The sequence below is a fragment of the Escherichia sp. E1V33 genome, assembly GCF_004211955.1.
Taxonomy (GTDB): domain Bacteria; phylum Pseudomonadota; class Gammaproteobacteria; order Enterobacterales; family Enterobacteriaceae; genus Escherichia.
In genome coordinates this window covers 111,368-133,304 of the sequence record NZ_RHJI01000001.1, presented here as the reverse complement: position 1 = coordinate 133,304, position 21,937 = coordinate 111,368, and the positions used below count along the sequence as shown (strand labels likewise).

General features: G+C 51.8%; 16 protein-coding genes. 2 read left to right on the top strand and 14 right to left on the bottom strand.

What is annotated here, in order from left to right; genetic code table 11:
- Positions 1-17 precede the first annotated feature (17 nt).
- Positions 18-1,034 carry an RNA 3'-terminal phosphate cyclase gene (rtcA, locus tag D9742_RS00595; protein ID WP_130235655.1) on the bottom strand — a complete coding sequence of 339 codons (1,017 nt, stop codon included), beginning with the start codon at positions 1,032-1,034 and terminating at the stop codon, positions 18-20.
- 3 nt (positions 1,035-1,037) lie between these two features.
- Complete coding sequence (gene rtcB, locus D9742_RS00590) at positions 1,038-2,264, bottom strand: RNA-splicing ligase RtcB (protein ID WP_130235654.1); 1,227 nt, start codon at positions 2,262-2,264, stop codon at positions 1,038-1,040.
- A gap of 185 nt (positions 2,265-2,449) precedes the next feature.
- On the opposite strand from rtcB, the gene rtcR reads away from it, so the two are divergent.
- A complete protein-coding gene (rtcR, locus tag D9742_RS00585) occupies positions 2,450-4,048 on the top strand; it encodes a DNA-binding transcriptional regulator RtcR (RefSeq protein ID WP_130235653.1) in 1,599 nt (532 codons plus the stop codon).
- Here rtcR and D9742_RS00580 read toward each other — a convergent pair.
- From D9742_RS00580 to glpE, 3 genes are read right to left on the bottom strand one after another with little or no spacing between them, the layout of a single operon-like run.
- Positions 4,030-4,788, bottom strand: a complete 759-nt coding sequence (locus tag D9742_RS00580) for a DeoR/GlpR family transcriptional regulator (RefSeq protein WP_021550071.1) — start codon at positions 4,786-4,788, stop codon at positions 4,030-4,032. The genes rtcR and D9742_RS00580 overlap by 19 nt on opposite strands.
- A gap of 16 nt (positions 4,789-4,804) precedes the next feature.
- On the bottom strand, positions 4,805-5,635 hold the full coding sequence (glpG, locus tag D9742_RS00575; protein ID WP_130235652.1) for a rhomboid family intramembrane serine protease GlpG: 831 nt from the start codon (positions 5,633-5,635) through the stop codon (positions 4,805-4,807).
- Between the two features lie 44 nt (positions 5,636-5,679).
- Positions 5,680-6,006 carry a thiosulfate sulfurtransferase GlpE gene (gene glpE / locus D9742_RS00570; protein ID WP_000371928.1) on the bottom strand — a complete coding sequence of 109 codons (327 nt, stop codon included), beginning with the start codon at positions 6,004-6,006 and terminating at the stop codon, positions 5,680-5,682.
- Between the two features lie 189 nt (positions 6,007-6,195).
- On the opposite strand from glpE, the gene glpD reads away from it, so the two are divergent.
- The gene (gene glpD / locus D9742_RS00565; protein WP_130235651.1) at positions 6,196-7,701 is read left to right on the top strand and encodes a glycerol-3-phosphate dehydrogenase; all 1,506 of its coding nucleotides are present in this window, start codon (positions 6,196-6,198) and stop codon (positions 7,699-7,701) included.
- A 214-nt stretch (positions 7,702-7,915) separates the two neighbouring features.
- Here glpD and D9742_RS00560 read toward each other — a convergent pair whose 3' ends face one another.
- The 9 genes from D9742_RS00560 to asd form a co-directional block, all read right to left on the bottom strand.
- Positions 7,916-8,518, bottom strand: coding sequence for a hypothetical protein (locus D9742_RS00560; protein WP_130235650.1), 603 nt, complete (start codon positions 8,516-8,518; stop codon positions 7,916-7,918).
- On the bottom strand, positions 8,518-9,510 hold the full coding sequence (locus D9742_RS00555) for a PstS family phosphate ABC transporter substrate-binding protein (protein WP_130235649.1): 993 nt from the start codon (positions 9,508-9,510) through the stop codon (positions 8,518-8,520). Before D9742_RS00555 ends, D9742_RS00560 begins: the two co-directional genes overlap by 1 nt.
- A gap of 25 nt (positions 9,511-9,535) precedes the next feature.
- The gene (locus D9742_RS00550; protein WP_021557276.1) at positions 9,536-11,044 is read right to left on the bottom strand and encodes a PstS family phosphate ABC transporter substrate-binding protein; all 1,509 of its coding nucleotides are present in this window, start codon (positions 11,042-11,044) and stop codon (positions 9,536-9,538) included.
- A gap of 124 nt (positions 11,045-11,168) precedes the next feature.
- Positions 11,169-13,616, bottom strand: a complete 2,448-nt coding sequence (gene glgP, locus D9742_RS00545) for a glycogen phosphorylase (protein WP_130209035.1) — start codon at positions 13,614-13,616, stop codon at positions 11,169-11,171.
- 18 nt (positions 13,617-13,634) lie between these two features.
- Complete coding sequence (gene glgA / locus D9742_RS00540; RefSeq protein ID WP_130235648.1) at positions 13,635-15,068, bottom strand: glycogen synthase GlgA; 1,434 nt, start codon at positions 15,066-15,068, stop codon at positions 13,635-13,637.
- The gene (gene glgC, locus D9742_RS00535; protein WP_130235647.1) at positions 15,068-16,363 is read right to left on the bottom strand and encodes a glucose-1-phosphate adenylyltransferase; all 1,296 of its coding nucleotides are present in this window, start codon (positions 16,361-16,363) and stop codon (positions 15,068-15,070) included. Before glgC ends, glgA begins: the two co-directional genes overlap by 1 nt.
- 17 nt (positions 16,364-16,380) lie before the next feature.
- The gene (gene glgX / locus D9742_RS00530; RefSeq protein ID WP_130235646.1) at positions 16,381-18,354 is read right to left on the bottom strand and encodes a glycogen debranching protein GlgX; all 1,974 of its coding nucleotides are present in this window, start codon (positions 18,352-18,354) and stop codon (positions 16,381-16,383) included.
- Entirely contained in the window at positions 18,351-20,537 is a 2,187-nt protein-coding gene (glgB, locus tag D9742_RS00525; protein WP_130235645.1) for a 1,4-alpha-glucan branching enzyme, read from the bottom strand. The genes glgX and glgB overlap by 4 nt, the downstream gene beginning before the upstream one ends.
- A gap of 271 nt (positions 20,538-20,808) precedes the next feature.
- Positions 20,809-21,912, bottom strand: a complete 1,104-nt coding sequence (gene asd / locus D9742_RS00520; RefSeq protein ID WP_130235644.1) for an aspartate-semialdehyde dehydrogenase — start codon at positions 21,910-21,912, stop codon at positions 20,809-20,811.
- Positions 21,913-21,937: the final 25 nt, after the last annotated feature.

The following is a 21,937-nucleotide window of genomic DNA, read 5'->3' as shown; positions in this document are numbered from 1 at the left end:
CGGCTTACATCTCTGCATCATTCAACGCTCACTCGCGTTACGCCGCCTGTTTCTGTCAGACTGAACCGCACGGGCAAGAAACGCTCCACCACGGCAATATTGGTCAGCAGATGGCATGAGGGATGGGCCACCGTAAATTCTCCCGCCCCCGCCAGCGCCATCGGTAGCACCAGCTGGTCAGCGAGATATTCCCCCACCGCCGCCGGGCTCGCCAGGTAGCGTTTCACCTCCTTCACTAACTGTGCCGCGACCACCTCGGCACTGACGCGCTTTTCACCGACGACAAAAAAGCGTTCGGTGATATTTTCACTTTCGACTTCAAGCGAGACGGTATTACCCGGCCCCTGATCGCGCGGCAGGTTATGAATATTCTGCTCATGCAGGGAAAAACTACCCGCCAGCGTAGCGATTTCACGCTCTGCGACATGCCGCGGCACGCCAGCTAATAACACCTCACCACGCATCCGCACAATGTTTCCGCGCTCGCCAAGTTGCAAGGTGTTAAACGATGCCACGGGCGAGACATCCGTTGCCACTACTCCGCCTCCGGCAGGATAAAAACCGTGGCGTAACAATGTGGTCTGCTGATGAATTCCTATTTTCGCCAGCAGCGGCTCCAGCACCCAGCGGATAAAATCCGCAGGCGGGGCCGACGGGTTATCGGTACCGCCGCTCACTTCAACACGCGAAGGTCCATCAGCAAACCACAGCGCAGGCAGCACCGTTTGCAGCACCAGCGTACAACTTCCGGCGCTACCGATAGCAAAGCGGTAATCGCCGCCACGCACGGTGCCGGGCCGGAAGACCAGACGCTGCGACCCCAGCTCCGCGCCTTCCACCGTTGCCCTACAAATTTCCGCAGCCGCTTTTACCGCGGTCAGATGCTGGCGCAACAGCCCCGGTTTCGCCCGCCCGGCACGAATACCGGTGATGGTAAATGGCTTGCCGGTTATCATCGACAGGCTCAGCGCCGAGCGCAGGATCTGCCCGCCGCCTTCGCCCTGTGCGCCATCCAGCGCAATCATCCTTTTCATCATTTATCCTTTTACGCACACCACCTGACGCAGGGTGTAGATAACTTCCACCAGATCGCTTTGTGCCGCCATCACCGCATCGATATCTTTATACGCCATCGGGATTTCGTCGATCACTTCGGCATCTTTACGGCATTCCACATGCGCGGTGGCACGAATTTGATCTTCCACGCTGAACAGTTTTTTCGCTTTAGTACGGCTCATTACCCGCCCGGCACCGTGGCTGCACGAACAGAATGACTCTTCATTTCCCAGCCCACGGACGATAAAGCTTTTCGCTCCCATCGAACCGGGAATAATTCCATATTGACCAGCACGCGCAGACACCGCGCCTTTACGCGTCACGTAGATCTCTTCGCCAAAGTGCTGTTCTTTTTGCACATAGTTGTGGTGACAGTTGATCTCTTCCATCGCCAGCGTTTGTGGCTGTCTTACCGTTTTCTGCGTAATGCTCTGCAACGCCGTTACCACGTTTTCCATCATCGCATCGCGGTTAAGGCTGGCAAAAAGTTGCGCCCAGGCCACGGCTTTCAGGTAATCATCAAAGTATTCCGTACCTTCCATAAAGTACGCCAGATCACGCGACGGCAACGTTTCAAGCTGGTCCTGCATCTCTTTTTGCGCCAGATCGATAAAATAAGTTCCGATGGCGTTACCAATTCCGCGTGAACCGGAGTGCAGCATAATCCACACCTGATCCGACTCATCAAGGCAGATTTCAATAAAGTGGTTACCCGTTCCCAGCGTTCCCAGGTGTTTATAGTTGTTAGTGTTAAGGAAACGGGGATATTTTTGCGTTAACCACTGATAACCGGCTTCCAGCTCGGCCCATTTCGCATCGACGTTAACAGGCGGATTTTCCCATGCGCCTTTATCACGTTTACAACGGCCAGTGGTACGCCCGTGCGGCACGGCAGTTTCGATCGCCTGACGCAGCTGTGCCAGGTTTTCAGGCAGGTCTGCCGCCGTTAACGCGGTACGCAGTGCGTTCATTCCACAACCGATATCCACGCCCACCGCCGCCGGGATAATCGCCCCTTTGGTCGGGATCACGCTACCAATGGTGGAACCTTTACCCAGGTGCACATCAGGCATTACCGCAATATGTTTGAAAATAAACGGCATCTTCGCCGTATTAATAAGTTGCTGACGCGCATCGGCTTCTACCGGCACGCCTTTGGTCCACATTTTTACCGGGGCATTTTCAGTGGTCAGTAATTCGTAATTCATTTTGCTTTTCTCTTTTCGTTGGTATGTCCTGATAATTGCAACCGTCGTGCCAGAAAATTAAATAAGCAGCTTGATTTTTTAATGCATTGTTTTTAAAAGATTATATTTTTACGTCCGTAAACGGAGATTTTCCGCAAAGCCAATTTACCGATAATGAAATATCGTCTTTTATAAGGATATCTAAGATGCGTAAAACAGTGGCTTTTGGCTTTGTCGGAACGGTGCTGGATTATGCCGGGCGCGGCAGTCAGCGTTGGTCGAAATGGCGTCCGACGCTTTGTTTATGCCAGCAAGAATCGTTGGTCATCGATCGACTGGAATTATTGCACGACGCCCGCTCGCGCTCGCTGTTTGAAACGCTTAAACGCGATATCGCCAGCGTTTCGCCAGAAACAGAAGTGGTAGGCGTTGAGACTGAACTGCATAACCCGTGGGATTTCGAAGAAGTTTACGCCTGCCTGCATGATTTCGCCCGTGGTTACGCGTTCCAACCTGATAAAGAAGACTACTTAATTCACATCACCACCGGCACCCACGTCGCGCAGATTTGCTGGTTTCTGCTGGCAGAAGCGCGTTACCTGCCCGCCCGGCTGATACAATCTTCACCTCCGCGCAAAAAAGAACAACCGCGCGGCCCAGGTGAAGTGACGATTATCGATCTCGATTTAAGCCGTTATAACGCCATCGCCAGCCGCTTTGCCGAGGAACGCCAGCAAACGCTTGATTTTCTTAAGTCCGGCATTGCCACACGTAACCCCCACTTCAACCGCATGATTGAGCAGATCGAAAAAGTGGCGATTAAATCCCGCGCACCGATCCTGCTTAACGGTCCGACCGGCGCGGGTAAGTCGTTTCTGGCACGACGCATCTTTGAATTGAAACAGGCGCGGCATCAGTTTAGCGGTGCGTTTGTTGAGGTGAACTGCGCCACCCTGCGCGGCGATACCGCCATGTCGACGCTGTTTGGTCATGTGAAAGGCGCGTTTACCGGGGCGCGGGAATCGCGGGAAGGCTTATTACGCAGTGCCAACGGCGGGATGTTATTTCTTGATGAGATTGGCGAACTGGGCGCAGACGAACAGGCAATGCTGCTGAAAGCCATTGAAGAAAAAACCTTTTACCCGTTTGGTAGCGATCGCCAGGTGAGCAGTGATTTTCAGCTTATCGCCGGAACGGTGCGCGATTTGCGCCAGTTGGTTGCCGAAGGCAAATTTCGCGAAGACCTGTACGCGCGGATCAATCTCTGGACCTTCACCCTGCCGGGGCTACGCCAGCGCCAGGAAGATATTGAACCGAACCTGGATTATGAAGTGGAGCGCCACGCCGCGCTTACCGGCGACAGCGTGCGTTTTAACACCGAAGCGCGGCGCGCCTGGCTGGCCTTTGCGACCTCTCCCCAGGCAACATGGCGCGGTAACTTTCGCGAACTTTCCGCCAGCGTCACGCGGATGGCAACCTTTGCCAATAACGGACGCATCACTCGGGAAGTGGTGGAGGATGAGATAACCCGTCTGCGCTATAACTGGCAGGAGAGCCGTCCTTCCGTGCTTACGCAACTACTGGGTGCGGAGGCAGAAAATATCGACCTTTTTGACAGGCTGCAACTGGAACACGTGATAGCTATCTGCCGCCAGGCAAAGTCGCTTTCCGCTGCCGGACGACAGCTTTTTGACGTTTCGCGCCAGGGCAAAGCCAGCGTCAATGACGCGGATCGGCTACGCAAATACCTGGCACGTTTTGGTCTGTCGTGGGAGTCGGTGCAGGATCAGCACAGCTCCAGTTGAATATGGTGGTCCGTCAGCACCTGCATCACGCCCGCAGGCGGCGGGGCGTCGGTGTAGACGGCATCAACCATACTGATACTGCCCATATTGACCATCGCGTTACGGCCAAATTTCGAGTGATCGACCACCAGCATAACGTGGCGCGAATTCTCAATAATAGCGCGTTTGGTGCGAACTTCGTGGTAATCGAACTCCAGCAGCGAGCCGTCGCTATCGATACCGCTTATCCCCAGAATGCCAAAGTCCAGACGGAACTGGGAAATAAAATCGAGCGTCGCTTCGCCGATGATCCCGCCATCGCGGCTGCGTAATTCGCCACCGGCGAGGATAATGCGAAAATCATCTTTTACCATCAGCGTGTTAGCGACGTTGAGGTTGTTGGTCACAATGCGCAAATTACTGTGATTAAGCAGCGCGTGCGCCACCGCTTCTGGCGTGGTGCCGATATCGATAAACAGCGTTGAGCCATTGGGGATTTGCTCCGCCACTTTGCGGGCAATCCGCTCTTTTTCTTCGGTCTGGGTGGCTTTACGATCGTGCCACGGCGTGTTAACCGAACTGGAAGGCAGTGCCGCACCGCCATGATGGCGCAGAATCAGGTTTTGCTCCGCCAGCTCATTGAGATCGCGGCGAATAGTCTGCGGGCTGACGGAGAAGTGCTCCACCAGCTCCTCGGTACTGACATAACCCTGCTGTTTAACCAGTTCGATAATACCGTTGTGACGTTGTGTTTGTTTCATTTCTAAATCCCTGGAATTATTTTCGTTTTCGCGCATTGAGCGAATCAACAAAAGCCATCGCTAAACCCACGGCTAACCCGGCGATGTGTGCTCCGTTCGCCATCGACATCCCAAACAAATCAAACCATCCGGCGACAATCCAGATCAGCGCAAAGATAATTAACCCACGTTGCAGGTAAATGCCACTTTGCGGATCGCGTTCGCCACGTAGCCAGACGTAGCCCATCAGCGCATACACCACGCCAGAAAGCCCGCCAAACCACGGCCCGCTGAATTTTTGCTGCACATAGCCGCTTAACAGGGCGCTGATAAGCGTAATGACAATTAGCTTACCGCTACCGAGGCGTTTTTCCACCGCACCGCCGAGATACCACCACCAGAGCAGGTTAAAGAGGATATGCATCAGCGAGAAGTGCATTAACGCGTGGGTGAAGTAACGCCAGAACTCAAATTTCAGTGCTGGATCGAATGGCCAGGCCAGCCATAACATCACTTCCTGATCGCCGAGAATTTGCATGGTAATAAACACCACCACGCAGGCGATCATCATCACCCAGGTTACCGGACCTGCGCGTTCACGCAAGGCGGCAAAGAAAGGATAACGGCGATAATGCAGGCCACTGCCGGTATGGCCTGCCTGCCAGCTCGCCGCCAGATAACGCGGATCTGCCGGGTTTTCGAGAAAACGCGCCAGCTCCGCCCGTACGCGCTCGGCCTGGGACTCATCCGCCAGCCAGACATCGCTTTGGTTATGTTGTTGAATCGTGAGGATAACACCCTGCGTCGCCATGTAATCAACAAACGCCTGCGCCACGCGGGGGTTAGCAAAAGAGGTAATCATCAACATCGTTGCTGTCGCTTATTCCACACAAAAGGGGACAGTATAAAGCGTTACGCGCCGTACGCCACCTCTGCAGGAAACTGACGTTGCCAGGCTTCAAAGCCGCCATCAATGCTATAGACCACATCGTAGCCCTGTTGCAGCAGATACTGCGCCGCGCCTTTGCTGCTATTACCGTGGTAACACATCACCATCACCGGTGTGTCAAAGTCGTTATCACGCATAAACGCGCCCAGTGTGTCGTTGGTTAAATGGAAAGCCTGCACCGCATGCCCCATTGCGAAACTCTGTGGATCGCGAATATCGACCAGCACCGCCTCTTTTTCCTGCAACTTCTGGTGCGCGTCGGCAACGTTAATACATTCGAACTGATCCATGCGTCTCTCTTTCTTTACAAACAAGTGGGCAAATTTACCGCACAGTTTACGTCGAAGCGGCAGATAAACGCCATAATGTTATACATATCACTCTAAAATGTTTTTTCAATGTTACCTAAAGCGCGATTCTTTGCTAATATGTTCGATAACGAACATTTATGAGCTTTAACGAAAGTGAATGAGGGCAGCATGGAAACCAAAGATCTGATTGTGATAGGTGGCGGCATCAATGGTGCTGGTATCGCGGCAGACGCCGCTGGACGCGGTTTATCCGTGCTGATGCTGGAGGCGCAGGATCTCGCATGTGCGACCTCCTCCGCCAGTTCAAAACTCATTCACGGTGGCCTGCGCTACCTTGAGCACTATGAATTCCGCCTGGTCAGCGAGGCGCTGGCTGAACGTGAAGTGCTACTGAAAATGGCCCCGCATATCGCCTTCCCGATGCGTTTTCGCCTGCCGCATCGTCCGCATCTGCGCCCGGCGTGGATGATTCGGATTGGTCTGTTTATGTACGATCATCTGGGTAAACGCACCAGCCTACCGGGATCAACCGGTTTGCGTTTTAGCGCAAACTCAGTGTTAAAACCGGAAATTAAGCGCGGATTCGAATATTCTGACTGTTGGGTAGACGACGCCCGTCTGGTACTCGCCAACGCCCAGATGGTGGTGCGTAAAGGCGGCGAAGTGCTTACTCGTACTCGTGCTACTTCTGCTCGCCGCGAAAACGGCCTGTGGATTGTGGAAGCGGAAGATATCGATACCGGCAAAAAATACACCTGGCAGGCGCGCGGCCTGGTTAATGCTACCGGCCCGTGGGTGAAACAGTTCTTCGACGACGGGATGCATCTGCCTTCGCCTTATGGCATTCGCCTGATCAAAGGCAGCCATATTGTGGTGCCGCGCGTGCATACCCAAAAGCAGGCCTACATTCTGCAAAACGAAGATAAACGTATTGTGTTCGTGATCCCGTGGATGGACGAGTTTTCCATCATCGGCACCACCGATGTGGAATACAAAGGCGATCCGAAAGCGGTGAAGATTGAAGAGAGTGAAATCAATTACCTGCTGAATGTGTATAACGCGCACTTTAAAAAGCAGTTAAGCCGTGACGATATTGTCTGGACCTACTCCGGCGTGCGACCACTATGTGATGATGAGTCCGACTCGCCGCAGGCTATTACCCGTGATTACACCCTTGATATTCATGATGAAAATGGCAAAGCACCGCTGCTGTCGGTATTCGGCGGTAAGCTGACCACCTATCGCAAACTGGCGGAGCACGCGCTGGAAAAACTAACGCCGTATTATCAGGGCATTGGCCCGGCATGGACAAAAGAGAGCGTGTTACCGGGTGGTGCCATCGAGGGCGACCGCGACGATTATGCCGCTCGCTTACGCCGCCGTTATCCGTTCCTGACCGAATCGCTGGCACGTCATTACGCGCGTACTTATGGCAGCAACAGCGAGTTGCTGCTCGGCAATGCGGGAGCGGTAAGCGATCTTGGGGAAGATTTCGGTCATGAGTTCTACGAAGCGGAGCTGAAATATTTGGTCGACCACGAGTGGGTCCGCCGCGCCGACGATGCCCTGTGGCGTCGCACAAAACAAGGTATGTGGCTGAGTGCGGAACAACAATCTCGTGTGAGTCAGTGGTTGGTGGAGTATACGCAGCAGAAGCTGTCGCTGGCGTCGTAAATTAACGTAAGGTGATCAGGTCAGATTTCAATCTGGCCTGAGAGTGATGACAAACACAAAATTGCCTGATGCGCTACGCTTATCAGGCCTACGTGGTTTATGCAATATATTGAATTTGCATGATTTTGTAGGCCTGATAAGGCGTTCACGCCGCATCAGGCATGAACAAAGCGCCACTTTGTCAACAATCTGACCTACTTTTTGATTCAGGGAATTACCGCAAAGCCCACGCCATCATACCCAACGTAACAAAACTTAAGCACGTTACCCACTCCCCCCACTTCTGCCTCTGGCTTCTATTTTTGCTGCACCACTGGCAGTAATATCCCAACGCAAACCCAAGCTGTGCGCTTATCGGACCGATAAAATCCGTCCACGGCTGAGGCCAAAATGGCGAAAAATTCAGGGGTAGCCAGACAACAAGCAGAAAGAAATTGCGGATATTTTCCAGCAGCGCAATTTTCGCTGGCGCGATGTAATAAATGATATTCCAGAGGATCAACCATAAATAGATCGGTGCGAATACCAACCAACAATGGAGCCTGCTTTTCAATTTAGATTGAGTTCTGCGAGCAAATTGCCAACCGACACAACATATTACACAGAAAAAAAGCGCATATTCAGCCGATAACCAAAGTTGTAATTGCAGAAGTGAAATACGCCTGATCATGAGCGGGATTGAGAACAGCATTTCCCCCAGAAAACTCAGCGTGATAATACAAGCAGCCAGCGCAACCACCATCGGCCACACCAACAACGGCACAATAACAAAGCCGAGAAATAACGGATAAATATAAAGTCTGATTATATTCATCATTATTGTCCTGATGATTCGGGGGATGCTTCATACAGCGGCACATACCCCACATCCTCTACCAACTGTTGCCCCTGCTGACTTATAAACCAGTCAACAAATTTCTGCGTTTCCGGCGTGGGATTTTCACGCGTCACCATATAGGCATCCACAATGTATGGATAAGTGCCGTTGCGGATATTTTCCTCGGTAGGCGCAACGCCATTTATAGCCAAAAGTTTAATCTGCTTGCGCATTTTGAGCATATTGTCATTCATACGAGTGACGTAATAGTGGAAGGTGTACCCAATGGAAGATGGCGTGTTTTGATAGTCGGCAACTTCAGTAATTAAACCGCCCATAAGATCAATCACAGTGGATTTTTTAGCTGGCAGCATTGGGGTGTCTTGCATAACCAGCCCCTTCATAATCGTTTGGCTTCCAGAATCTTCAGGGCGCTGCCAGACTTTTATATGTTCGTCACTACCACCTACTTTATTCCAGCGGCTAGTTTTGCCGCTAAAAATAGCTTTAACCTGGTGCTCAGAGAGAGAATTTACCGGGTTATTAATATCAACGATAAAGACAAAGGCTTCGCGGGCGAAAGCGGTATATTTCAGTTTAACACCCGCTTCTTCTGCACGTTTTTTCTGTCCTTCCGACGGTTGTGCAACAAAAATAACCGTCGCGGAACCTTTAATCAGACTATCGTAGGCTTCAGCTGTTCGGGTTTGCTGCAAACCATACGCCTGCCAGGCCAGCGAGGTTCGATCCTTATCTTTTGGCTCGGGTACTAATTTATAATACGCGGAGGCATACAGCGGGTATAAGGCTGTAGCGCCGTACACTCTCGGCCATCTTGACCAATCATCGCTGTAACGTAATGCAGGTTGCCCCCGCAGAGACGTCAGTCCATGGCTCTCTTCTTCCCTGACGCTGTTATAGTACCCTTCCCGGTCGACACATCCCGCCAGTAACGCCGTGCCTAATAGTAAAACACCGGTGAATTTATTCATCTCGCTGATTCCTTTCTCTCGAGCGTTATTCCATTGTTGGATACAGCGGCACATATCCCACATCTTCTACCAGACTCTGCCCCTGCGGCGTTAAAAACCATTCGACCAGTTTTTGTGTTTCTGACGTTGTATTTTCTCTCGTCACCATAAATGCATCGACGATGTACGCATATTTGCCGTTGCGAATGTTTTCCGCCGTCGGTGTAATACCGTTAATCGCTAGCAATTTTATATTTTTATCAGCATTCATTTGCGTCGCGTAATAGCGGAAGGTATAGCCTATTGCGTTGTTTGTATTACGGTATTCGGCAACGACTTTAATCATTCCCTCCATCACGCTTGCCACTTCCGTTTCCTGCGGCGAGATCATGCGGACATTTTTCATGACCTGTGATTGCATCACTGTCTGGCTGCCAGAGTCTTCCGGGCGCTGCCAGGTCTGGATCTCCTGATCGTTACCGCCAACAGTACGCCAATTGGTAATTGCGCCACTAAAAATGTCTCGCACTTGTTGTTCAGTCAGGGAATTAACTGGATTATCAGCATTAACGATAAAAACAAATGCTTCACGGGCAAAGGGGGTGTACAGCAAAGTGACACCAGATTCCTTTGCACGTTTTTTTTGCCCACCGGAAGGTTGCGCCACGAAAATAATATCAGCATCGCCCTTAACGATTTTGTTATATGCTTCTGGCGTACGAGAGTTTTCCAGATAATCCCAAACGTGAAAATCCTCTGGTATTACACTTAATGCATAAAATGCAGAAGCATAAATTGGGTACGCAGCCGTGGCGCCATCGATTCGCGGCCAGTTTTGCCTAAACTGAATTTGCGGTTTGCCACGCAGCGGCGTCAGTCGATTATTGAGTTTATCGGGTCGCCAGGCCCAGATATCAATATTTTCGCGTACACCGACACCAGGATTTTGCTGCTTATATAAATGGGCCTGATACCCGGCGACAATACCAAGTAAGAGAAGTAGAAACAGGAGTAAGTTACGGCAACGTAGTCCGGACGTGCCGGATAAAGGATATCTGGTCGGCCAGGCGTATCCCAGCGAAAAACTGATATGCGCCCCAACGGGAATAATGACCATCCACCAGTACTCACCACCCACTAATGAGACTAAAAAAACGCCCAGCCAGGGAAGCATAAGGTTTGCCAACCAACCTGCTCCCATCTGGCGAAATTGATAATCTGCCAGATGTAGCGTGATTATCCAGCCAACCAGGGTTAATAGCGCGGGTAAGAGAAAAAAGCATTGCCGCCAGACGGCTATTTCTCTGTTTTCTGGTGCGCTATCACCGGCCCACACGCGACCAGAGAAAAATATTATTATCGCCCCCAGCGTCAGCATAAAGACGTTGAGTAGAAGATAAATTGTTGGCGTGATAAGGATATTACAAACTTCAATAATACCGGTAAGCCCGACACCCAGCATGGCAACAACCGCTGCCAAAAATTGCGCCAGTATGGGGATGCCGAAAAAAGTCATTATCAGCGAGGTCAAAATCCATTTTCTATTTGGCATCATTCTGTCCATTCTTCCTGAATGACGGAATTATACTCCCCGAGAACCCTCGCCCCCTCTGGACACTTTTCCGAAATAAAGGCGAAAAAAACGGGACCTTTTGGCCCCGTTCTGTTTTTTAGCGAACTTACAATCTCACTGGATCAATATGCCAGATATGATCGGCGTACTCTTTGATCGTACGGTCTGAAGAGAAGTAACCCATATTTGCGATGTTCAGCATCGCTTTTGCAGTCCACTCTTCCTGACGTTCATAGAGTTCATCAACTTTATCCTGACAATCTACATAGCTGCGATAATCCGCCAGCACCTGATAGTGGTCGCCAAAGTTGATCAGCGAATCAACCAGATCGCGGTAACGGCCCGGGTCTTCAGGGCTGAACACGCCACTGCCGATTTGCGTCAGCACCTGATGCAGCTCTTCATCTTTCTCGTAGTATTCACGCGGTTTGTAACCCTGACGACGCAGTTCTTCCACTTCTTCCGCAGTGTTACCAAAGATAAAGATATTGTCATCACCGACATGATCCAGCATCTCGACGTTCGCGCCGTCCAGCGTACCGATAGTCAGCGCGCCGTTAAGCGCAAACTTCATGTTACTGGTGCCGGAGGCTTCCGTCCCCGCCAGCGAAATCTGTTCAGACAGATCGGCCGCCGGAATGATCAACTGCGCCAGACTAACGCTGTAGTTCGGGATAAACACCACTTTCAACTTGTCGCCAATCTGTGGATCGTTGTTGATCACTTTAGCGACATCGTTGATCAAATGGATAATGTGCTTCGCCATGTAATAAGCCGAAGCGGCTTTGCCGCCAAAAATATTCACGCGCGGCACCCAATTAGCATCCGGATCGGCCTTGATACGGTTATAACGAGTGATAACGTGCAACACATTCATCAATTGACGTTTGTATTCGTGAATACGTTTGATCTGCACATCGAACAGCGCTTTCGGATTCACCACCACATTCAACTGCTGGGCGATGTACTCGGCCAGACGTTTTTTGTTATCCAGCTTCGCCTGATGCACCGCATGGTTGACCATCGGGAAATCACAGTGCTGTTGCAACTCGCTCAACTGGCTAAGGTCGGTACGCCAGTTACGGCCCAGGTGTTCATCCAGCACGGCTGAAAGCGATGGGTTTGCTACCGCCAGCCAGCGACGCGGCGTCACACCGTTGGTAACGTTGGTGAAACGACCCGGGAAGATTTTCGCAAAATCAGCAAACAACGACTGCACCATCAGGTTAGAGTGCAACTCCGAAACACCGTTGACTTTATGACTCACGACAACCGCCAGCCAGGCCATCCGCACACGACGCCCGTTGGATTCATCAATGATTGACGCCCGTCCCAGCAGGTCAGTGTCGTTTGGATACTGCTCTTGCAAGGTTTTCAGGAAATAGTCATTGATTTCAAAGATTATCTGCAAGTGACGCGGCAGAATTTTACCCAGCATATCGACCGGCCAGGTTTCCAGCGCCTCGCTCATCAGCGTGTGGTTGGTGTAAGAGAAGACCTCGCAACACACTTCAAAAGCGTCATCCCAGCTGAATTTATGCTCGTCAATCAGCAGACGCATCAGCTCAGGAATCGACAGCACCGGATGGGTGTCATTGAGATGAATCGCTATTTTATCTGCCAGATTATCGTAGGTTTTATGCAGTTGATAATGGCGGCTTAAAATGTCCTGAATGGTCGAGGAAACCAGGAAGTATTCCTGACGCAGACGCAGTTCACGCCCGGAATAAGTGGAGTCGTCCGGGTACAGTACGCGGGATACGTTCTCGGAGTGGTTTTTGTCTTCCACCGCCGCGAAGTAGTCACCCTGGTTGAATTTACCCAGGTTAATTTCGCTACTGGCCTGTGCGCTCCACAAACGCAGGGTATTCGTTGCGTCAGTGTCATAGCCGGGGATTATCTGGTCATAAGCAACGGCCAGGATTTCTTCAGTTTCAATCCAGCGGGTTTTCTTGCCTTCTTGCTGAATACGTCCGCCAAAACGCACTTTGTAGCGCGTATTGTGTCGTTTAAATTCCCACGGGTTGCCGTACTCCAGCCAGTAGTCCGGTGACTCTTTCTGGCTGCCGTTAACGATGTTCTGCTTGAACATACCGTAGTCATAACGAATACCGTAGCCGCGACCTGGCAACCCTAAAGTCGCCAGTGAATCCAGGAAGCAAGCTGCCAGACGTCCCAGACCACCGTTACCGAGGCCTGGGTCATTTTCTTCATCAATTAACTCTTCGAGATTTAACCCCATCGACTCCAGCGCACCCTGAACATCGTCATAAATACCTAACGACAACATGGCGTTGGAGAGAGTACGGCCAATCAAAAACTCCATCGACAGGTAGTAAACCTGACGAGTTTCTTGCGACAGTTGGGCACGGTTCGAGCGCAACCAACGCTCCACGAGACGATCGCGCACAGCAAATAACGTTGCGTTCAGCCACTCATGTTTATTGGCGACGACAGGATCCTTTCCAATCGTAAACATCAGCTTATAAGCGATAGAGTGCTTAAGCGCTTCTACGCTAAGGGTGGGCGATGAATATGTAAACGGAGCATTCATATAGGCGTTTCCTGAAAACTATTTCAAGCGATAGTAAAGCTCACGGTACGACTTCGCCGCGACCTGCCAGCTAAAATCCATTGCCATAGCCTGACGTTGCACAAACCGCCAAAGTGAAGGACGGGACCAAAGTACAAAAGCACGTCGAATAGCCCGTAACAGCGACCAGGCATTACTATCTTCAAAGACAAACCCGCTGGCGACGCCATCTGCGAGGTTCTCAAGAGAACTGTCAGAGACTGTATCAGCAAGCCCACCGGTACGCCGCACCAAAGGCAGCGTGCCGTACTTCAATCCATAAAGTTGTGTTAAACCGCACGGTTCAAAACGACTGGGCACCAGAATGACGTCCGCGCCGCCCATAATGCGATGCGAAAATGCTTCGTGATAACCAATCTGTACACCAACCTGACCGGGGTGTTCCGCTGCTGCAGCAAGGAAACCTTCCTGCAATACCGGATCGCCCGCGCCGAGCAGCGCCAGTTGTCCGCCTTGTTCCAGAAGGCCCGGTAAGGCTTCTAACACCAGATCCAGGCCTTTCTGGCTGGTCAGACGGCTCACCACTGCAAAAAGCGGTACTTTATCGTCAACCTTAAGCCCCATTGCAATTTGCAACTGGCGCTTATTCTCCGCTTTATCCTCCAATGAATCGCGGGTGTAACGCGAGGCTAAAAGTAAGTCCGTCTCTGGACTCCAGATTTTCTCGTCCACGCCGTTCAGTACGCCGGAAAGTCGCCCTTCACGATGACGCTGCTGAAGTAAACCTTCCATACCGTAGGCAAACTGTGGTTCAGTAATCTCGCGAGCGTAGGTCGGACTAACCGCTGTAATATGGTCAGCGTAATACAGTCCGGCTTTCAGGAAAGAGATTTGCCCGTTGAACTCCAGCCCGTGAACATTAAAGAATGACCATGGCAATTGGATGTCATTCATGTGATGTGCATAAAACATGCCTTGATAGGCCAGATTGTGCACAGTAAACACTGACTTCGCCGGACGCCCACGTGCCGCCAGATACGCAGGCGCAAGGCCTGCATGCCAGTCGTGCGCGTGCACTACATCAGGGCGCCAGAATGGGTCCAGCCCACTGGCCATTTCTGCCCCGACCCACCCCAACAGCGCAAAACGCAACACGTTGTCGGTGTAGGCAAATAAGTTGGTATCGTGATATGGGCTTCCGGGACGATCGTAGAGATGCGGCGCGTCAATCAGGTAAATACCAACCCCGTTATAATGTCCGAACAGCAGCGTGATATTCCCGGCAAAGGTATCACGACGAGATACCACCTGCGCATCGGTCACGCCACGGCGAATATCGGGAAATGCAGGCAACAGTACGCGAGCGTCAACGCCGTCTGCGATTTGTGCTGCGGGTAATGCCCCAATAACATCAGCCAGACCGCCGGTTTTAAGCAGCGGGAACATCTCTGAACATACATGTAAAACCTGCATTATCGCTCCTGTTTATACCCTAACTTCCGTAGCATTTCGCGCGTAACCAGCACGATGCCTTCTTCTGAACGATAGAAACGACGTGCATCTTCCTCTGCGTCCTCACCAATCACCATGCCTTCCGGAATGACACAAGCGCGGTCAATGACACAGCGGCGCAGACGGCACGAGCGACCTACCCATACTTCCGGTAACAATACGGCGGAATCAATGTTGCAGAATGAATTAACACGAACGCGCGAGAACAGAACGGACTGCACCACCACTGAACCAGAGATTACACAACCGCCGGAAACCAGTGAGTTAAGGGTCATCCCATGGCTACCGGAGCGATCCTGAACAAATTTCGCTGGTGGTAATGATTCATTGTAGGTGCGAATTGGCCAGTTGCGATCGTACATATCCAGTTCCGGCACCACAGAGGCCAGATCAAGGTTCGCTTTCCAGTAAGCTTCCAGCGTACCCACGTCGCGCCAGTACGGCTCGGCGTCTGGGTCAGACTGTACGCAAGAGAGAGGGAATGGATGCGCATAAGCCAGGCCTGCTTCGGTGATTTTTGGAATCAAATCTTTACCAAAGTCGTGGCTGGAATTTTCATCGCGATCGTCTTCTTCCAGCAATTCATACAGATAGTTGGCGTCAAAGACGTAGATACCCATACTCGCCAGAGATTTGCTCGGATCGTTTGGCATTGAAGGCGGGTTAGCCGGTTTTTCAACAAATTCGATAATTTTATCGTTTTCATCGACTGCCATAACGCCAAATGCAGAGGCTTCTTCAATCGGTACTGGCATACAAGCAACGGTACAACGAGCACCTTTTTCGACGTGGTCGATAAGCATTCGCGAATAGTCTTGCTTGTAGATGTGGTCACCTGCCAGGATCACCACATACTCCGCTTTATAGCGGCGGATAATATCGAGGTTTTGCGTGACCGCATCTGCGGTACCGCGATACCAGTTTTCCCCTTTCATTCTCTGCTGCGCGGGCAACAGGTCGACAAACTCGTTCATTTCTTCATTGAAGAACGACCAGCCGCGCTGAATATGCTGCACCAGGGTGTGAGACTGGTACTGGGTGATCACGCCCATACGACGGATCCCAGAGTTGATGCAGTTGGACAGCGCAAAGTCGATGATGCGGAACTTACCGCCGAAGTGTACGGCAGGCTTTGCTCTCTTATTGGTTAAATCCTTCAGGCGGGTACCACGTCCTCCCGCCAGTATCAGGGCAACAGATTTCAATGGCAGCTGGCGCGCCAACATTAAGTGATCGTTCTTCTCTAAACTAACCATGACTAACTCCTTTTTTATCATCTCTGGAACACACACAATCCGTGTGCAGGTCCCGGCCAGACAGCCGTAATCACTGGGTTATCCTCTCCAGCGAATGGGGGAATGGCGTGCCACTCCCCAGCAGGTAAAACAATCTCTGTTACCTCAAGCGTGGCGTTTATTGCGATCAAAAAACGATCCGAAAGCAAAATTTGCAGCTGCTTTGGCCCGTATTGCCACTCATCCGAGCTTAAAGGTTGAGCATATCGATTCAGCCAACGGACATTGCCATCGCCTTCTTCCCACCAGCGATCCTCTACCAAAGCAGGAATGCGCTTGCGCAGATGGATTAACGCGGCGGTAAACGCCGTTAACCCACTGTTTGCCTGCGACCAGTCCAACCACGTTAGTTGGTTATCCTGGCAGTAGGCATTGTTATTGCCATGCTGGCTGTGACCATGTTCATCACCTGCCAGTAACATCGGCGTACCCTGGGAGAGCAACAACGTCGTTAACAGGGCGTGAATGCTGTCGCGCCGCCGTTCAATCAAATCAAGAGTACCGCCTAACCCTTCTTTACCATGATTGTTACTGTAATTGTTGTTGGTCCCGTCGCGATTTTCTTCTCCATTTGCTTCATTGTGTTTATGGTTGAAACAAACGCAGTCGCGAAGCGTAAAACCGTCATGCGCAGTGACGAGATTAATCGCAGCGCTCGGCAGACGGCCATTACGTTTAAAAACATCGCTGGAGGCGGCAAAACGCCCGGCAAACTCACCCAGCGACAGGTTATAGTGCAGCCAGAAACGGCGTGCGGCGTCGCGGAAATGGTCATTCCACTCGGCAAACAGCGGTGGGAAATTGCCCACCTGATAGCCGCCGGGCGCGATATCCCACGGTTCGGCAATTAACTTCACTTGCGAAAGCACTGGGCAATTCTGGATAGCCGTAAACAGCGGCGCATCCTGACGAAACTCAGGTGTTCGCCCCATAACTGCTGCGAGATCGAAGCGGAAACCATCAACGTGGCAGGTTTCCACCCAGTAACGTAGACAGGCGCTGGCGTACTCCACTACCGCCGGATGGCTTAAATTGAGCGTATTACCACAGCCAGTCCAGTTGTGATAATCGCCGTCGTCTCTTATCCAATAATAGCTACGGTTGTCGATCCCGCGCAGTGAGAATACCGGGCCGTCCAGGTCCAGTTCCGCACTGTGGTTGAGTACGATGTCGAGAATGACTTCAATACCCGCCTTGTGCAGGGCTTTCACTGCGTCGCGGAACTCGTCCAACGCCGTTTCGGGCGAGCTGGCATATGCCGGATGCAGCGCAAACAGCGCCACCGGATTGTAGCCCCAGTAGTTACTTAGCCCCATACGTTGCAGGCGCGGTTCACTGGCAAACTGCGCCACCGGCAACAGTTCCAGCGCGGTAATGCCCAACTGTTTTAAATAGTTGATCATCACCGGATGGCCGAGCGCTTTATAGGTGCCGCGTATCTCAACCGGGATCTCCGGATGCAGGTAGGTTAAGCCTTTGACATGGGCTTCATAAATGATAGTGCTGCCCCACGGCGTGCGCGGCGGGGCATCATCCTCCCAATCATAGTGATCGACCACCACGACGCATTTCGGTGCAATGGCGGCGTTGTCACGATAATCAGGTTCATTATGGCCTGCATGCAGCAGCGGGTTATCTTTAAACTCACCTTCAATTTGCCGCGCGCAGGGATCAATCAACAACTTCGCCGGGTTAAAGCGATGTCCCACAGCAGGTTGCCAGGGGCCATGTACGCGATACCCATAGTGCAAACCCGGGCGTGCATCCGGCAAGTAACCGTGCCAGACATCGCCGCTGCGTCCTGGCAAGTCATACCGGTGTTCTATGCCCTGAGCGTCAAACACACACAGCTCTACCCGCTCGGCATGAGCGGAAAAGAGAGTGAAGTTGACGCCCTGGCCATCATAGTGCGCGCCAAGGGGAGCAGGTTTGCCAATGGCGAGTTGTGTCATTCTCCCTCCCGCACCAGCCAGATAGTGGCCAGCGGTGGTAGAGTAAGGCTCAATGAATGCTGACGACCGTGGCTGGCGATCTCATCGCTATGTACCGCACCGCCATTGCCAGCATTGCTGCCGTGGTAGTGCATGGAATCGGTGTTGAGAATCTCACGCCATTTACCTGGCTGATTAATGCCGAAGCGATAATCATGGCGCGGCACCGGCGTAAAGTTGCTGGCAACGATAATTTCGTTACCCTCTTTATCGCGACGTACAAAAATCAGCACCGAGCGTTCATGGTCATCCACCACCAGCCATTCAAAGCCGTACGCGTCAAAATCCAGCTCGTGCAGTGCTTTGTGGTGACGATAAGTATGGTTCAGATCGCGCACCAATCGCTGGACACCGTGATGCCAGTTGTCGCCACCTTCCAGCAGATGCCAGTCGAGGCTAGCATCGTGGTTCCACTCACGCCCTTGGGCAAATTCGTTACCCATGAACAACAGTTTCTTGCCCGGGAACGCCCACATCCAGCCATAGTAGGCACGCAGATTGGCAAATTTCTGCCATGCATCGCCTGGCATTCTGTCGAGAATCGATTTTTTGCCGTGCACCACTTCATCGTGTGATAACGGAAGGACGAAGTTTTCAGTGTAGTTGTAGAGCATGCCGAACGTCAGTTTATCGTGATGATATTGACGATAAACCGGGTCGAGCTTCATGTAGTCGAGGGTGTCGTGCATCCATCCCAGGTTCCACTTATACCAGAAACCCAGACCGCCCATATCTTGCGGGCGAGAAACGCCAGGAAAGTCGGTAGACTCTTCCGCCATCGTCACCGCGCCAGGTACTTGTTCACCGATAATACGGTTGGTATTGCGAAGGAATTCAATCGCTTCGAGATTCTCGCGTCCACCATACTCGTTCGGGATCCACTCGCCCTCTTTACGGCTGTAATCACGATAAATCATCGAAGCTACAGCATCGACGCGCAGCGCATCGATACCAAAACGCTCGATCCAATACAGCGCGTTACCAACAAGGAAATTGCTGACTTCGCGACGACCATAGTTGTAGATCAGGGTATTCCAGTCCTGATGGTAGCCTTCACGCGGATCGCTGTGTTCATACAGATTTGTGCCGTCAAATTCGGCAAGTGCAAAGTCATCTGTCGGGAAGTGACCCGGCACCCAGTCGAGAATCACGTTCAAACCTGCTGCGTGGGCGGCATCAATGAAATAGCGGAAATCATCGCGGGTGCCAAAACGGCGAGTTGGCGCATATAAACCAGTCGGCTGATAGCCCCAACTGCCATCGAATGGATGCTCGTTAATTGGCAGCAGTTCGAGATGGGTAAAGCCCATCCATTTCGCATAAGGCACCAGTTGATCGGCCAACTCGCGATAGCTTAACCAGAAGTTGTTGTCGGTATGACGACGCCATGACCCCAGGTGAACTTCATAGATAGAAATTGGCGCATCAAACTGATTCGCTTTTTTGCGCTCTTCGGTCTGCACGACCTTTTCAGGCAGTCCGCAAATAAGGGAAGCGGTTTCCGGGCGCATCTGTGCTTCGAAGGCATAAGGATCAGACTTCAAACGCAGATTGCCATTGGCATCAATCATTTCGTATTTATAGAGCTGACCGTTATGCGCGCCAGGGATAAACAGTTCCCAAATGCCGCTCTCTTTACGCAGGCGCATTGGGTGACGACGACCATCCCAGTAGTTGAATTGCCCAACAACCGAGACACGGCGGGCATTTGGCGCCCAGACAGAAAAACGCGTGCCGGTAACGCCATCCATAGTATCCGCGTGCGCGCCTAAGGTTTCGTATGGGCGCAGGTGGGTACCTTCAGATAACAGCCAGGCGTCCATTTCCTGGATTAAAGGGCCAAAACGGTAAGGATCATCAATCAGATTCTGCTGGCCATGCCAGACAACCGCCAACTGATAGCGGAAAAAATTCTTACGCCGCGGAATGACGCCGCTGAAGAATCCACGAGAGTCGAGACACTCCAGTTTAGCGACTTTGCGTCCAGTTTTTGGTTCAATTACCCACACATCAGTGGCGTCAGGTAAAAGGGCACGGACTTCCAGTCCCGCTGTGGTTTTATGCATTCCAAGTACGGAAAAAGGATCCGCAAAATGACCTGCAATTAGCGCGTTAATCACGTCTCTATCGATACGATCGGACATGCTTGTCTTCCTGTTTTATTGTGTCACCCCATCCAACTAATTTTTGACATCTGGTTGTGACATTTTTTTGACCTGAACGGCGCAGCACTCTGTGCATCCTCTCTACGCCGTCCTCACTTCAGGTAAGGCATTGAATACGTATGTATCCCGCCACCCTTAAAGAATAGCCAATGCTCTATTTAACTCCCGGTAAATCATGAAACATCTGCGCTTACTCCTGTACTACGCACTAAAAGGGGCAGCATTACGCCCCAAATTTAATGAATAAACATTACGCCAGTTGACGAAGCATCCGGCGTAGCGGCTCCGCGGCCCCCCACAGCAGCTGGTCGCCCACAGTAAAAGCTGACAGGAACTCAGGTCCCATATTCAGCTTACGCAGACGGCCTACCGGCGTGGTCAGCGTACCGGTGACGGCAGCTGGGGTTAGCTCACGCATAGTGATTTCGCGATCGTTTGGAACCACTTTTGCCCACGGGTTATGGGCCGCCAACAGTTCTTCCACGGTCGGAATAGACACATCTTTTTTCAATTTGATGGTGAATGCCTGGCTGTGGCAGCGCAACGCCCCGACACGCACACACAAACCATCTACCGGAATAACGGAAGATGTGTTGAGAATCTTGTTGGTTTCCGCCTGCCCTTTCCATTCTTCGCGGCTCTGACCGTTATCAAGCTGCTTGTCGATCCACGGAATCAGGCTGCCCGCCAGCGGCACGCCAAAGTTATCCACTGACAACTCGCCGCTGCGGGTTAAGGTCGTGACTTTGCGTTCAATATCGAGAATAGCAGAGGACGGTGTCGCAAGTTCATCCGCCACATGGCCATACAGTTGGCCCATCTGGGTTAACAACTCACGCATATGTCGCGCACCACCGCCGGAAGCCGCCTGGTAGGTTGCAACGGAAACCCAATCAACAAGATCATTGGCGAATAAACCGCCCAACGACATCAACATCAGACTTACGGTACAGTTACCGCCAACAAAAGTCCTGATGCCTTTATTTAATCCGTCAGTAATGACGTCCTGATTGACTGGGTCAAGAATGATGATGGCGTCATCTTTCATGCGCAGAGACGATGCTGCGTCAATCCAGTAACCTTGCCATCCGCTCTCACGGAGCTTTGGATAGATTTCGTTGGTATAATCGCCGCCCTGACAGGTTACGATGATATCGAGGGCCTTCAGCGCCTCCAGATCAAAGGCATCCTGAAGTGTGCCAGAAGCACTGCCAAAGGAAGGTGCAGCCTGACCAGACTGGGAAGTCGAAAAGAAGACAGGGCGAATGGCGTCGAAGTCGCGCTCTTCAACCATGCGTTGCATGAGAACGGAGCCGACCATACCGCGCCAGCCGATAAAACCAACATTTTTCATAAGCGTTTTTTCCTGCAAAGATGTG